The sequence below is a fragment of the Salinicola halophyticus genome, from assembly GCF_003206695.1.
Classification (GTDB): domain Bacteria; phylum Pseudomonadota; class Gammaproteobacteria; order Pseudomonadales; family Halomonadaceae; genus Salinicola; species Salinicola halophyticus.
In genome coordinates, this window is the sequence record NZ_PZJN01000005.1 from 93047 (window position 1) to 106482 (window position 13436).

Consider the following 13436-nt stretch of genomic DNA (forward strand, 5'->3'; position numbering starts at 1 on the left):
CGTAGCTCGTAGCTTCAGCCCTTGAGCGTCAGCGGCGGATCGACGTCGACGTGCTTGGGCACGAAGGTATCGCCATCGAGCTGGCTATTGTCGGGGTCGTTGTGAATCAACGTCTGCAGCACGGTCTGGGCGCGGTCGCGCATGTTGAGGCCGAGATAGCCTTCGACCATGACGGCCAGCGCGTCGCGGGTTGCCTCGGCCTTCGGGTAGTGCTCGATGACCCAGCGTCCGCGCTCGACGGCCGCGACGTAGGCGCCCTTGCGTAGATAGAAGTCGGCCACCTGCAGCTCATGGCGCGCCAGAACGTTGCGCAGATAGATGACGCGCTGACGGGCGTCCGGCGCGTAGGCGCTGTCGGGGAAGCGACGCACCAGTTCGCCGAAGTCGACGTAGGCATCCCTGGACGCGCCCAGATCGCGCTTGGAGATATCGATCAGGGCCAGACTCTCGAGGCTGAAGCGCCCTGCCTGATACGCTCCGAGACCGCGCATGTAGTAGGCGTAGTCGACCTGGGGATGATCCGGATGGAGGCGGATGAAACGGCTGGCGGCAGCGCGAGTCTGTTCCCAGTCCTCGACCTCGTAGTAGGCGTAGATCAGTTCGAGCTGGGCCTGTTCGGCATAACGTCCAAACGGGAAGCGTGTATCGAGGGCTTCCAGCTGTTTGACGGCAGTCGTGTAACGGCCGGCATCGAGGGAGCTCTGGGCCTGCTGGTAAAGATCCTGTTCCTGCAGGTCGGGGGCAGGCTCGTTGCTGGCGCAGCCAGCGAGCAGGGTGCCTACCACCAACATGGCGGCCAGAGCGGAACATCGCGCAGAAAATCGCATCATCATCCTCGTATCAACCATTCCTTGGCGGCCGTGCTAGAATCCGCCGAATCCGACTCACTATAAAGCAAACCTTTGTGCTGACGAAACGCACTCACGAAACGTGCTGACGAAACGCACCGGCGAAACGGACCCCATTCCCACGTATGGCCGACATCCTAAAGCGTGACGAGCGCATACCCGAGCATCTGGCCGGACGACGTCTCGACCAGACCGCCGCCGAAATGTTCCCCGAATTCTCGCGAGAACGCCTGAAAGGGTGGATTCAACAGGGCGAACTGACGATCAACGGCCAGCCGGCGCGACCCAAGGATAAGGTGATCGGCGGCGAGCGGCTAGCGCTCGATACCCAGCTCCAGGAAGAGACGCGCTGGGAGGCTCAAGAGATTCCGCTATCGATCGTGTTCGAGGACGACGACGTGATGGTCATCGACAAGCCCGCGGGTCTGGTCGTGCATCCCGCTGCCGGCAACCCCGACGGCACCCTGCTCAATGCGCTGCTGCATCACCATGCGCCGCTGGCGGCGGTGCCGCGTGCCGGTATCGTCCATCGTCTCGACAAGGACACCACCGGGCTGATGATGGTGGCGAAAACCCTGACGGCACAGACCGCACTGGTGACGCAGCTGCAGGCGCGGACGGTATCGCGAGAGTACGATGCCATCGTCGTCGGGGCGATGACGGCTGGCGGCAAGGTGGACGCGCCGATCGGCCGCCACCCCAAGGATCGCCAGCGTCAGGCGGTGACCGAGGCGGGCAAGCCCGCGGTCACGCACTACCGGGTCCAGGAGCGATTTCGCGCACATACTCACGTTCGCTGTCGGCTCGAAACCGGGCGCACGCACCAGATCCGCGTGCATCTGGCCCATGTTCGCTATCCGCTGATCGGCGACCCCGTCTATGGGGGGCGATTGAAAATGCCCGCCGGCAGCAGTGAATCACTGAAGACGGTGCTGCGAGAATTCCCGCGCCAGGCGTTGCACGCCCACAAACTTCGCTTCCAGCATCCGGTCAGCGGGGCGCCGGTCGAATGCAAGGCGCCCTTGCCGGACGACATGTTCATGCTGCTGGACGAGCTGCGCGAGGATCGGGAGTCGGATCGATGAGTTCTGAAGCCTGTTCGCCGGCCTCGGCAACCGCTCCCGCGTCAACGCGGGATGAGGCGCCGACACTTTTACTGCCCGACTGGCCCGCGGCGAGCACGGTGGGGGCGTTCGTCACCACACGCGAAACCGGCCCCAGCCGTGGAGATTTCGCGGCCTTCAACCCGGCGGCTCACGTCGGGGACGATCCCGAATCCGTGGTTCGCTGTCGGGACCGGCTGGTTGCCGAGGTCGGCGACGAACGGCCGCTGTTGTGGCTCGACCAGGTACATGGCGCTCGTGTCATGCAGAGCTATCAGGAAAGATATCGGCAGCATCCGCCCCAGGCTGACGCTTCGGTGGCGTTCGACCGCGGCCACGCCTGCGTCATCTTGACCGCTGACTGCCTGCCGGTCTTTTTCTGTGACCGTCAGGGAACGCGTGTGGGGCTGGCTCACGCCGGTTGGCGAGGGCTTGCCGGTGGGGTGCTCGAGGCGAGCGTGGCGGCGCTGGGCGTCGACCCCGAAGAACTGATGGTGTGGATGGGCCCGGCGATTTCCAATGCTCAATTCGAGGTCGGTCCCGAGGTCTTCGAGGCCTTCGTTGCGATGCAGCCCGAAGCCGAAATCGCTTTCGAGCGCAGCCCCTACCGCCTGAATCACTATATGGCGGATCTTTATCGCCTCGCCCGGCTACGGCTGGAGCGCATCGGGGTTCTCTCGATCAGCGGCGGGCATTTCTGTACCGCCTGCGACACGCGTTTCTACTCGCATCGTCGCGACGACGGCCATACGGGGCGAATGGCCAGCGTCATCTGGTTGCGCTGACTCACGTCCCGGTCGTTGTTCTCGGCTGTCTTTTTTGACCTCACATCACCTCACCCCATCTCCTCTCACCTCATCTCTCGGCCGCTTGTTCGATGTTGGTCGGGTTTCATGAATCTGATTCGTCTGGAGCGCTCTGCCGCAGCGAATTTTTCATGCGTCATGCTTGAAAATCTTCAACATACCTCCATTTAAGTGTCAACTAATGAACAACTGAGCCGCCAGGCCATGACCTGTGGCGGCTTTTGGAGGAAGAGATATGCGTATGGATCGCATGACGACCAAGCTGCAAAACGCGTTGGCCGAGGCACAGTCGCTGGCGGTAGGGCGCGGGCACAATCAACTCGACCCGGGCCACCTGCTGATGGCGCTGTTCGAGATGCGCGACAGCGGCATCAAAGGTCTGGTTCAGAAGGCCGGCGGCGACGTCAGCCGCCTGCGTCAGGGGCTGGTCGGCTATCTCGACGGTCTGCCCGAAGTGGGACAGTTCGACGGCAACGTCGGCATGAGCCAGGATCTGGCGCGGCTGTTCAATCTCGCCGACCGTGAGGCGCAGACTCGCGGCGATCAGTACATCGCCATCGAACTGGTGCTGCTCGCCGCGCTGGACATGAAGAACGGGCTGACCAAGGTGCTGGCCCAGGCGGGGCTGGACCGCAAGCGTCTCGCCAGTGCGATCGCCGAGCTACGCGGCGGGGCCAACGTCGATGATGCCAACGCCGAGGAGAAGCGCGAGGCGCTGGAGAAGTACACCCTCGATCTGACCGCTCGTGCCGAAGAGGGCAAGCTCGATCCGGTGATCGGCCGCGACGACGAGATTCGCCGCACGATCCAGGTGCTGCAGCGTCGGACCAAGAACAACCCGGTCCTGATCGGCGAACCCGGGGTGGGCAAGACCGCCATCGTCGAGGGGCTGGCGCAGCGGATCATCAACGGCGAAGTGCCGGAAGGTCTCAAGGACAAGCGCGTGCTGTCTCTCGACATGGGCTCGCTGCTGGCCGGCGCCAAATTCCGCGGCGAGTTCGAGGAGCGGCTGAAGTCGGTGCTCAACGAGCTCTCCAAGGAAGAGGGTCGGGTGATCCTGTTCATCGACGAACTGCACACCATGGTCGGCGCCGGCAAGGGCGACGGTGCGCTGGATGCTGGCAATATGCTCAAGCCGGCCCTGGCTCGGGGCGAGCTGCATTGCGTCGGCGCGACCACGCTCGACGAATATCGTCAGTACATCGAGAAGGACGCCGCGCTGGAGCGGCGCTTCCAGAAGGTACTGGTGGACGAGCCCAGCGAGGAGGACACCATCGCCATCCTGCGTGGCCTCAAGGAGCGTTACGAGGTTCACCACGGTGTCGATATCACCGACTCGGCGATCATCGCCGCCGCCAAGCTGTCGACCCGCTACATCTCCGATCGCCAGCTGCCGGACAAGGCGATCGATCTAATCGACGAAGCGGCCTCGCGCATTCGCATGGAGCTCGACTCCAAGCCGGAAGAGATGGACCGGCTCGATCGTCGTCTGATCCAGCTCAAGATGGAGCGGGAAGCGCTCAAGAAAGAGACCGATGAAGCCTCCCGCAAGCGGCTCGACAATCTCGAGGTCCAGATCGACGAACTCGGGCGCGAATATGCGGATCTCGAGGAAGTCTGGAAGGCCGAAAAGGCCAGCATTCAGGGCGCGGCCCAGTACAAGGCCGAACTCGAACAGGCGCGTATCGATCTCGAGGCGGCCCGCCGGCAGGGCGATCTGGGACGGATGTCCGAACTCCAGTACGGCACCATTCCCAAGCTCGAGCAGCAGATTGCCGAAAGCAGCGACAGCGAGAGCGCGGACACGTCGTCGCATCAGCTGCTGCGCTCCAACGTCACCGAGGAGGAGATCGCCGAAGTCGTCTCGCGCTGGACCGGAATTCCCGTCGCCAAGATGCTCGAGGGCGAGCGCGACAAGCTGCTGCGCATGGAAGACGCGCTGCACGAGCGGGTGATCGGTCAGGACGAAGCGGTCACTGCCGTGGCCAACGCGGTGCGGCGTTCGCGGGCGGGTCTTTCCGATCCGAATCGACCCAACGGCTCGTTTCTGTTCCTGGGCCCGACCGGCGTGGGCAAGACCGAGCTGTGCAAGTCGCTGGCCAACTTCCTGTTCGACACCGAGGAAGCGATGGTGCGCATCGACATGTCCGAGTTCATGGAGAAGCACTCCGTGGCTCGTCTGATCGGCGCGCCTCCGGGCTATGTGGGTTACGAGGAGGGTGGCTATCTGACGGAAGCGGTGCGCCGCAAACCCTATTCGGTACTGCTGCTCGACGAGGTCGAGAAGGCGCATCCGGATGTGTTCAACATCCTACTGCAGGTGCTGGAAGACGGCCGCCTGACCGATGGCCAGGGCCGCACGGTAGATTTCCGCAACACCGTGATCGTGATGACGTCGAACCTGGGCTCCGACGTGATCCAGCGCATGGGCGGCGAGGAGAGCGACTACTCGGCGATGCGGGACGCGGTGATGACGGTGGTGGGCAACCACTTCCGGCCGGAACTGATCAACCGGATCGACGAGGTCGTCGTGTTCCATTCGCTGGGACAGGAGCAGATCCAGGCGATCGCCTCGATCCAGCTCGACCGCCTGCGCAGTCGCCTTACCGAGCGCGATCTCAAGCTGGACATCAGCGACGAGGCGATGGCGCAGTTGGCAGTGGTCGGCTTCGATCCGGTGTTCGGCGCGCGTCCGCTCAAGCGGGCGATCCAGAGCCGAATCGAGAATCCGCTGGCCCAGGATCTGCTGTCGGGTCGATTCGTGCCCGGCGACACCATTCGCGTCCGCGCCGACGGCGATCATCTGGTGTTCGACAAGTAAGGCGATCGGCCCGGCTGCGACGCCGGGCAGATTCACTGGCGAGATTCATTTCGACATACGGTCGCGTCCTGACCGTTTTCCCGCCCGCGGCGTACAACGTCGCGGGTTTTTCATGCCTGTCTTTCGTGTCTGTCTTTCGTATCCGCCATCAAGCCCCTGATTCCCCGCGCGGCGACAGCTTCTGCTGCAGCTTTTCCAGCGACACGCCCTTGGTTTCCGGCATCAGGAAGGCGACGAAGACGATCTGCAGCACCATCATGAAGGCGAAGAAGGCGAACACCGGGCCGCCGTTGAACACGCTCAGCACCCACGGTGTGACCAGGGTGATGACGGCGGCGAAGAACCAGTGGGTAAAGCTGCCGAGCGACTGGCCCCTGGCGCGTTCGCGGTTGGGGAAGATTTCCGAGATGAACACCCAGATCACGGTGCCCTGGCTGATGCCGTGGGCGGCCACGAACAGGCACAGCTGAATCGGGATCAGCGCGCCGCCGAGATTATCGGTGAAGAACGCGTGCGAGATGATCGATAGCGAAATGATGTAGCCCACCGAGCCGACGTACATGAGCTTGCGGCGGCCGAAACGGTCGATCAAGGCCATGCCGAGCATGGTGAAGAGCACCATGATCAGACCGATACCGGCGGTGGAGAGCAGGGCGGCGTTATCGCCCAGCTGCGCTGACTCGAGAATACGAGGCGCGTAGTAGAGCACGAAGTTGATGCCGGTGAACTGGTTGAAGAACGCGATCAGAAACGCCAGCGTGATCGGCAAGCGGTAGCGGCGCGAGAAGAAGCGCGAGTGGACCTTGTTGTCTTCGCGATCGGCGGCCTGGATCTCCTCGATCTGCTTTGCGGTGTCACTTTGCGGATCGATCTGGCTCAGCACACCGGCGGCGGTTTTCGTATCGCCTCGGTTGAGGATCAGCCAGCGCGGGCTTTCCGGCACCTTCAGCAGCGCCAGGGTATAGACCAGCGCCGGCACGGCTTCGACGCCGACCATCCAGCGCCAGGCGTCGTCGCCGAGCAGGCTGCCGAGAATGGCATTGGAGACATAGGCCATGAAGATGCCGAACACCACGTTGAACTGATAGAGCGCCACCAGATTGCCGCGCCGTTCGGCCGGGGCGATTTCGGAAATGTAGGCTGGTGCAGCGACCGAGGACATCCCCACCCCGAAGCCGCCGATCAGACGGAAGAACGAGAACCAGAACGGGTCAGTGGCGAGCGCCGAACCGACGGCGGAAACGAAGTAGAGCACGCCGATGATGAACAGCGTCGCGCGGCGACCCAGGCGATCGGTCGGCCAGTTGCCGAAGATCGCACCCAGTACCGTCCCCCACAGCGCCATCGACATGATGAACAGGCCATGCTGGAGATCGCTCAGCCCCCACAGCTCCTGGATTGGTCTATCCGCACCGGATATCACGGCGGTATCGAAGCCAAACAGAAAACCTGCCATGGCCACGAATGCAGACCATTTCACGATAGGAGACATGCGCGTTACCCCGATTGATTGGCGAGTCATGCGTTAGCAGTCGAATTCAGTACAGCAGGGATGACTCGATGGCGCTGCGCAAAACGATCCAACTTTAGTCGCCGATACTGGCGGCGTTCAGACGTTGTTGCCGTTGAAGAGCGGCTGGCTAGCGTCGAAGGTTGACAGCCCCCGGGTGCTGGTGGAATCTATGCGGTTCCTGATTGTGGGCGCAGTCATCCACGGGCGATCCCCGGCCGCTGCGTGAAGGGTAGGTTCCCAGTGACCTCTACCCGCCTGTCGAAGGATCTCTTTCTCAGCGTTGCTGAGAAACCTAGGGCGCGGGCCAAACGCCTGTTCCCGCCAACCCCGATGCGGCTATCTGCCGTGTCAGGAATTGCCAGCGCCATGGCGCGAGCGGTTCCTATGAGTGCGGGTCCCCACCCCGGGCCCAGGACGCCAGGATATGGCATCAGGCGTCGACCGCAGGTCGACAGCGGCTTACCGCCGTGATTGAGCTTCGTTTCCGTGGATAGCGCCAGGCGCTCACGGATCGGTTTCGGAAGCGGAACCACGAAGCGGCACTCGAACTTCCAGGGGAGACTTACCAGTGGAATTACTTTCCGGCGCCGATATGATCGCCCGCTTTCTGAAAGACGAAGGCGTCGAGCGCATCTATGGCTATCCGGGCGGCGCGGCGTTGCACATCTATGATGCCCTGTTCCGTCAGGATAGCGTTCAACACATTCTCGTTCGTCACGAACAGGCCGCGACCCACGCCGCCGATGGCTATGCCCGCGCTTCAGGCAAGCCCGGCGTGGTGCTGGTCACTTCCGGTCCCGGCGCGACCAACGCCGTCACCGGTATCGCTACCGCCTACATGGATTCGATCCCGATGGTGGTACTGTGCGGCCAGGTCGCCAGCCATCTGATCGGCGAGGATGCCTTTCAGGAAACCGACATCGTCGGCGTGACCCGCCCCATCGTGAAGCATAGCTTCTCGATCCGGCACCCCAGCCAGATTCCGGAAGTGCTGAAAAAGGCCTTCTATCTTGCCGCGACCGGCCGGCCCGGCCCGGTGGTGGTGGATATTCCCAAGGACATGACCGCGCCCACCGAGCGCTACGAATACGTCTATCCGAAGAAGGTCAAGATTCGCTCCTACAACCCGGTGACTCGCGGGCACAGCGGCCAGATCAGGAAGGCCGTCGACATGATGCTCAAGGCGCGCCGGCCGGTATTCTACACCGGCGGTGGCGTCGTCACCGGCGGCGCCAGCGAGGCACTGACCGACCTGGTCCAGCGGCTCGGCTTCCCGATCACCACCACGTTGATGGGGATTGGCGGCTATCCCCAGGGCGACCGGCAGTCGCTGGGCTGGCTCGGCATGCACGGCAGCTACGAGGCCAACATGGCGATGCATCACGCCGATCTGATCGTCGCCATCGGCGCGCGCTTCGACGACCGCGTGACCAACAACACCTCGAAGTTCTGCCCCACGGCCAAGATCGTGCATGTCGACATTGACCCCAGTTCGATCTCCAAGACCGTGCGGGCGGATGTGCCGATCGTCGGCGCGGCGGGCAGTGTCATCAACGAGATGATCAGCCTGGTGCAGGAGCGCGAGGCGACCAACGCCGAGGCGCTGGGCGAATGGTGGAAGAGCATCGAGAGCTGGCGTTCCGAGCGCGAAGGCAAGCTCTACGAGCCTTCGAAGCCGGGCGAAGCGCTCAAGCCGCAGGAGGTGGTCGAGGCGGTCTATCGCGCCACCCGCGGCGAGGCGTTCGTGACCACCGACGTGGGCCAGCACCAGATGTTCGCGGCGCAGTACTACAAGTTCGCCAAGCCCAATCGATTCATCACCTCGGGCGGCCTCGGCACCATGGGCTTCGGCTTCCCGGCGGCGATGGGCGTCAAGCTCGGTTATCCGCAGGACGACGTGGTCTGCTTCACCGGGGAAGGCAGTTTCCAGATGATGATGCAGGAGCTGTCGACGTGTAAGCAGTTCGATGTCGGCGTCAAGATCGTCAATCTCAACAACGGCTCGCTGGGCATGGTGCGCCAGTGGCAGGACTTGAACTACAAGTCCCGCCACGCCCACTCCTACATGGAGTCGCTGCCGGATTTCGCCAAGCTGATCGAGGCGTACGGTTTCACCGCGATCACGGTGAAGACGCATGAGGAATTGGCGCCGGCGCTCGAGCGCGCCTTCGCCGACACCAACGAGCTCGTGTTCCTCGATATCTATGTCGACCCATTCGAACACGTCTATCCGATGCAGGTGCCGTTGGGCTCCATGCGTGACATGCTGCTTTCGAAGACGGAGCGGACCTGATGCGCCATATCATCTCGATTCTGCTGGAAAACGAACCCGGCGCTCTGTCCCGCGTGGTGGGGCTGTTCTCCCAGCGCAACTTCAACATCGAAACCCTCAACGTGGCGCCGACGGAAGATCCGTCACTGTCGCGGCTGACCGTGACCACGGTGGGCGATGACCGGGTGATCGAGCAGATCACCAAGCATCTCAACAAGCTGATCGATGTGGTCAAGCTGGTCGACCTGACCGAGGGCAATCACATCGAGCGCGAACTGATGCTGGTCAAGGTCAAGGCGCTGGGCGCGGCCCGCGACGAGGTCAAGCGTACGGCGGATATCTTCCGGGCGCAGGTCGTCGACGTCACCCCGAGCGTCTACACCGTGCAGATCACCGGCGACGCCGGCAAGCTCGATGCCTTCGTCCAGGCGATGGCGCCGATCGGCATTCTGGAAGTGGCACGCACAGGCGTTTCGGGCATTGCCCGTGGCGACAAGCTGCTCACGCTGTAATTACGATCCATCGCCAGACCCACGCCCGGCAGAAGCGATTCTGTCGGGCGTTTTGCGTTTTCAGACTCTTCGGCTGGCCGGGTCAGTTGGGTAGCTGGGCCCATAGCGCCTCGATCAGCGCACTTTTCAAGCGGCGCTTGAGCACGCACAGGCCGACATCGTAGTGCGGCAGCTCCGGCTTGACCGGCAGGATCGTGATGCGGTCCAGCAGCGGGCTGTTGTCGAGCACGATGCGCGGCACGATGCCAACCCCGAACCCCAGCCCGACCATGCTGACGATCGCTTCGTTACCGGCGACCTGGGCGTAGATACGCGGACTGATGCCCATGGCCCGGAACCAGGTATCGGCGTGGTCTCGCGACAGACCGGATTCGGACAGAATCATCGGCACGCCTTTCCACTGCGAAGGCGTCGGCGTTTCCGGCGTGGCCGGTAGCCAGTCGGCGCCATCACGGGGGGCGATGAACACCAGCGGCGACGTCGTCAGCGGTTTGAATGACAGTGCGTCCGGCAGGCTGCGCGGGCGAGCGGTGATGGCGATGTCTTCGTTTTCGGCCTGGACGCGAGCGATGGCATCCGCCGGATCGCCGGTATGCAGCTTGATCTCGATGCGCGGATGACGCTGACGGAATTCGCTCAGTAGCCGGTAGAGGAAGCTGTAGCTGGCGGTGACCGAGCAGTAGATGCTGATCTCGCCCGCCAGTTCGCGAGTCTCCGCCATCAACGTGGACTGCATCGCCTGCCACTGTTCCAGTGTCTCCCGGGCATAGGAGTGAAACAGCTGACCCTCCCGCGTCAGCGAGACATGACGGTTGTCGCGCTCGAACAGGGTGACGCCGAGCGTCTCCTCCAGCTGGCGGATCGCACGACTCAGCGTCGACGGGCTGACATGGCAGGCATCGCTTGCCCGGCCGAAGTGCAGGTGTTCGGCTAGGGCCAGGAATTGGATGAGCGGGCGGTAGTCCATTGTCGTTCGATCAGCTTGTTTCAATTTATGAAATGTCGCGTTGCAAATATAGCGTTTTACGCAACAAGTTGCCTGGCTTATCGTGGCCTTACGCGATAACACAGGGCATCGCACCCGACGGCGCCCATCAGATTCCACTTCCGGAGTACGACATGCACGTTTATTACGACAAGGATTGCGACCTTTCGCTGATTCAGGCCAAGCAGGTCACCATCGTGGGTTACGGCTCCCAGGGGCATGCTCATGCCAATAACCTGAAAGAATCCGGCGTCGACGTAACCGTCGGCCTGCGCAAGGGCTCTTCCTCTGCCGCCAAGGCAGAGAGCGCCGGGCTCAAGGTGGCAAGCGTTGCCGAAGCGTGCAAGACCGCCGACGTGGTCATGATGCTGGCTCCCGACGAGAACCAGAAAGTGATTTACGAGCAGGATGTCGAGCCTAACCTGAAAGAGGGCGCCACCGTCGCCTTCGCTCACGGCTTCAACATCCATTACAACCAGGTCGAGCCGCGCGCCGATCTCGACGTCATCATGATCGCTCCCAAGGCGCCGGGTCACACCGTGCGTTCCGAGTTCGTCCGTGGCGGCGGCATCCCGGATCTGATCGCCATCCATCAGGATGCCTCGGGCCAGGCCAAGGAGATTGCGCTCTCCTACGCGGCGGCCATCGGCGGTGGTCGCAGCGGCATCATCGAAACGACGTTCAAGGACGAGACCGAAACCGATTTGTTCGGCGAGCAGGCGGTGCTTTGTGGTGGCGCGGTCGAGCTGGTCAAGGCCGGCTTCGAAACCCTGACCGAAGCGGGCTACGCACCGGAAATGGCCTACTTCGAGTGTCTCCACGAGCTCAAGCTGATCGTCGACCTGATGTACGAAGGCGGCATCGCCAACATGAACTACTCGATCTCCAACAACGCCGAGTACGGTGAGTACGTCACCGGTCGCGAGATCATCAACGACGAATCCCGCGCCGCCATGAAGAAGGCGCTGCAGCGTATCCAGGACGGTGAGTACGCCAAGATGTTCATCGCCGAGGGCGCCTGCAACTATGCGTCACTGAACGCTCGTCGTCGTCAGACCGCCGAGCATCCGGTTGAAGTGGTCGGTGCCAAGCTGCGCGGAATGATGCCGTGGATCACGGCCAGCCAGTTGGTCGACAAGAGCAAGAACTGAACGCTTTTCGATAACAGCAGGCATGGAGCGGGGGTGCGACGACGGTCGTGCCCCCGTTTTCGTATTGCTGGTACAGTGGAATCGGGTTTTACGCGGGCATCTATCGTGATTCCCGCTAGGCTGTAGAATGAGCCGGCTATCAAGCCCGAGCGCACTCGCCAATAAAGGACTCGCTTCATGACGCAGGATGACCGCCACCACGAGCAAGAGCCCGAGACCATTACTATCGGCGCCACGTCTCCGTTGTACGATGACGAAGACGAGGTGATCGAGGAAACGGTCGAGAACGGCAAGCGGATACGCCGTCGCGGCATCTACTTGTTGCCCAACCTGTTCACGCTATCCGCGCTGTTCGCCGGCTTCTACTCGATCGTCGCGGGCGTCAACGGCGACTATGCCAAGGCCGCCATCGCCATCTTCGTGGCCATGGTGCTGGACGGCCTGGATGGGCGAGTCGCGCGTCTGACCAATACCCAGAGCGCCTTCGGCGAAGAGTTCGACAGCCTCTCCGACATGGTCTCGTTTGGCATGGCGCCTGCGCTGGTGACGTTTACCTGGATCCTGCAGGACATCGGCAAGATTGGCTGGATCGCCGCGTTCATCTTCGTGGCCGGTGCGGCGTTGCGCCTGGCACGTTTCAACGTGCAGATCGGCAGCATCGACAAGAAGTGGTTCGTCGGTCTGCCCAGCCCGTCGGCGGCGGGTGTGGTTGCCGGCTGCGTCTGGGTCTTCCATACCTTCGATGCGGAATCGCTGGGCTTCAAGATACTGATGACCGTGGTAGTGGCAGCAGCCGGCGTGCTGATGGTCAGCAATGTGCGCTACCACAGCTTCAAGGAGATCGACTTCAAGGGGCCGGTGCCGTTCGTGTTCCTGCTGGCGATCGTGCTGCTGTTCGTGCTGATTTCGATCGAACCCTCCGTGATGCTGCTGGCGCTGTTTGGCTGCTATGTCGTCTCGGGCCCGGTACTGGCATTGGGTCGTATGAACAAGGCGCGTAGAGAGAAGCGTCGCAGCGAAGCGGGGGGTCAGAACGCCCAGGATGACTAGCTTCTGACGAAGCGATCAATTCGCTAAACAGTGCTGAAACGCCCGCCCTGCGCGGGCGTTTGGGTTTTTGAAGGAAGGGTGGCGAGGCCGTCATCGGGTCCGCATAAACCCAGGCCGTCAAAAAGTTGTCATGAAGGGCTTGCCAACTCGGCGGCGGGTCCGTAAAGTACGCATCCGCTGCCGCCGAGAGAGGTTTTCGGGGACAGCGAGAAGGATTCCAAGCGTTTGATTTGATTGAAGAAATCGGTTGACGCAAGGCGGTGAAGTCGGTAAGATTGCTTCCCAGTTCTTCAAGGATCGGCACCGACAAGCAGCAACGGCGCCAGGCTGGATTCGACAAGAAAGACGTTGACATCCTCGCCCAGATCCTTAAAA

10 protein-coding genes are annotated in these 13436 nt (G+C 62.3%); 7 read left to right on the forward strand and 3 right to left on the reverse strand.

Going from position 1 to position 13436, the window contains the following annotated elements; genetic code table 11:
* Positions 1–14: 14 nt before the first annotated feature.
* The gene (locus DOM58_RS07820) at positions 15–827 is read right to left on the reverse strand and encodes an outer membrane protein assembly factor BamD (RefSeq protein ID WP_075561374.1); all 813 of its coding nucleotides are present in this window, start codon (positions 825–827) and stop codon (positions 15–17) included.
* Between the two features lie 146 nt (positions 828–973).
* Here DOM58_RS07820 and rluD point away from each other — a divergent pair, with 146 nt between their 5' ends.
* The 3 genes from rluD to clpB all read left to right on the forward strand — a co-directional run bounded on the left by rluD (position 974) and on the right by clpB (position 5578).
* Positions 974–1933 (forward strand): 23S rRNA pseudouridine(1911/1915/1917) synthase RluD, encoded by a 960-nt coding sequence (rluD, locus tag DOM58_RS07825; protein WP_110692403.1) that lies wholly within the window; start codon positions 974–976, stop codon positions 1931–1933.
* Positions 1930–2736, forward strand: coding sequence for a peptidoglycan editing factor PgeF (gene pgeF / locus DOM58_RS07830; protein ID WP_110692404.1), 807 nt, complete (start codon positions 1930–1932; stop codon positions 2734–2736). The genes rluD and pgeF overlap by 4 nt, the downstream gene beginning before the upstream one ends.
* Before the next feature lie 256 nt (positions 2737–2992).
* Positions 2993–5578: an ATP-dependent chaperone ClpB gene (clpB, locus tag DOM58_RS07835; RefSeq protein WP_110692405.1), complete on the forward strand. Its 2586-nt coding sequence runs from the start codon at positions 2993–2995 to the stop codon at positions 5576–5578.
* 148 nt (positions 5579–5726) lie between these two features.
* On the opposite strand, the gene DOM58_RS07840 is transcribed toward clpB, so the two are convergent.
* A complete protein-coding gene (locus DOM58_RS07840) occupies positions 5727–7070 on the reverse strand; it encodes a sugar porter family MFS transporter (RefSeq protein ID WP_075561367.1) in 1344 nt (447 codons plus the stop codon).
* Positions 7071–7659: 589 nt separating this feature from the next.
* Here DOM58_RS07840 and DOM58_RS07845 point away from each other — a divergent pair.
* Complete coding sequence (locus DOM58_RS07845) at positions 7660–9384, forward strand: acetolactate synthase 3 large subunit (protein WP_110692406.1); 1725 nt, start codon at positions 7660–7662, stop codon at positions 9382–9384.
* Positions 9384–9875 carry an acetolactate synthase small subunit gene (gene ilvN / locus DOM58_RS07850; protein WP_075561369.1) on the forward strand — a complete coding sequence of 164 codons (492 nt, stop codon included), beginning with the start codon at positions 9384–9386 and terminating at the stop codon, positions 9873–9875. Before DOM58_RS07845 ends, ilvN begins: the two co-directional genes overlap by 1 nt.
* Before the next feature lie 82 nt (positions 9876–9957).
* Here ilvN and ilvY read toward each other — a convergent pair whose 3' ends face one another.
* A complete protein-coding gene (gene ilvY / locus DOM58_RS07855) occupies positions 9958–10842 on the reverse strand; it encodes an HTH-type transcriptional activator IlvY (protein ID WP_110692407.1) in 885 nt (294 codons plus the stop codon).
* A 152-nt stretch (positions 10843–10994) separates the two neighbouring features.
* Here ilvY and ilvC point away from each other — a divergent pair, with 152 nt between their 5' ends.
* Both ilvC and pssA read left to right on the forward strand, forming a co-directional pair.
* Positions 10995–12011: a ketol-acid reductoisomerase gene (gene ilvC, locus DOM58_RS07860; protein WP_110692408.1), complete on the forward strand. Its 1017-nt coding sequence runs from the start codon at positions 10995–10997 to the stop codon at positions 12009–12011.
* A gap of 177 nt (positions 12012–12188) precedes the next feature.
* On the forward strand, positions 12189–13061 hold the full coding sequence (gene pssA, locus DOM58_RS07865) for a CDP-diacylglycerol--serine O-phosphatidyltransferase (RefSeq protein ID WP_075561372.1): 873 nt from the start codon (positions 12189–12191) through the stop codon (positions 13059–13061).
* Positions 13062–13436 lie beyond the last annotated feature (375 nt).

Coding starts and splice junctions, on each gene's coding strand:
- DOM58_RS07820 (WP_075561374.1), bottom strand. CDS start 827: ATGCGATTTTCTGCGCGATGTTCCGCTCTGGCCGCCATGTTGGTGGTA.
- rluD (WP_110692403.1), top strand. CDS start 974: ATGGCCGACATCCTAAAGCGTGACGAGCGCATACCCGAGCATCTGGCC.
- pgeF (WP_110692404.1), top strand. CDS start 1,930: ATGAGTTCTGAAGCCTGTTCGCCGGCCTCGGCAACCGCTCCCGCGTCA.
- clpB (WP_110692405.1), top strand. CDS start 2,993: ATGCGTATGGATCGCATGACGACCAAGCTGCAAAACGCGTTGGCCGAG.
- DOM58_RS07840 (WP_075561367.1), bottom strand. CDS start 7,070: ATGTCTCCTATCGTGAAATGGTCTGCATTCGTGGCCATGGCAGGTTTT.
- ilvN (WP_075561369.1), top strand. CDS start 9,384: ATGCGCCATATCATCTCGATTCTGCTGGAAAACGAACCCGGCGCTCTG.
- ilvY (WP_110692407.1), bottom strand. CDS start 10,842: ATGGACTACCGCCCGCTCATCCAATTCCTGGCCCTAGCCGAACACCTG.
- ilvC (WP_110692408.1), top strand. CDS start 10,995: ATGCACGTTTATTACGACAAGGATTGCGACCTTTCGCTGATTCAGGCC.
- pssA (WP_075561372.1), top strand. CDS start 12,189: ATGACGCAGGATGACCGCCACCACGAGCAAGAGCCCGAGACCATTACT.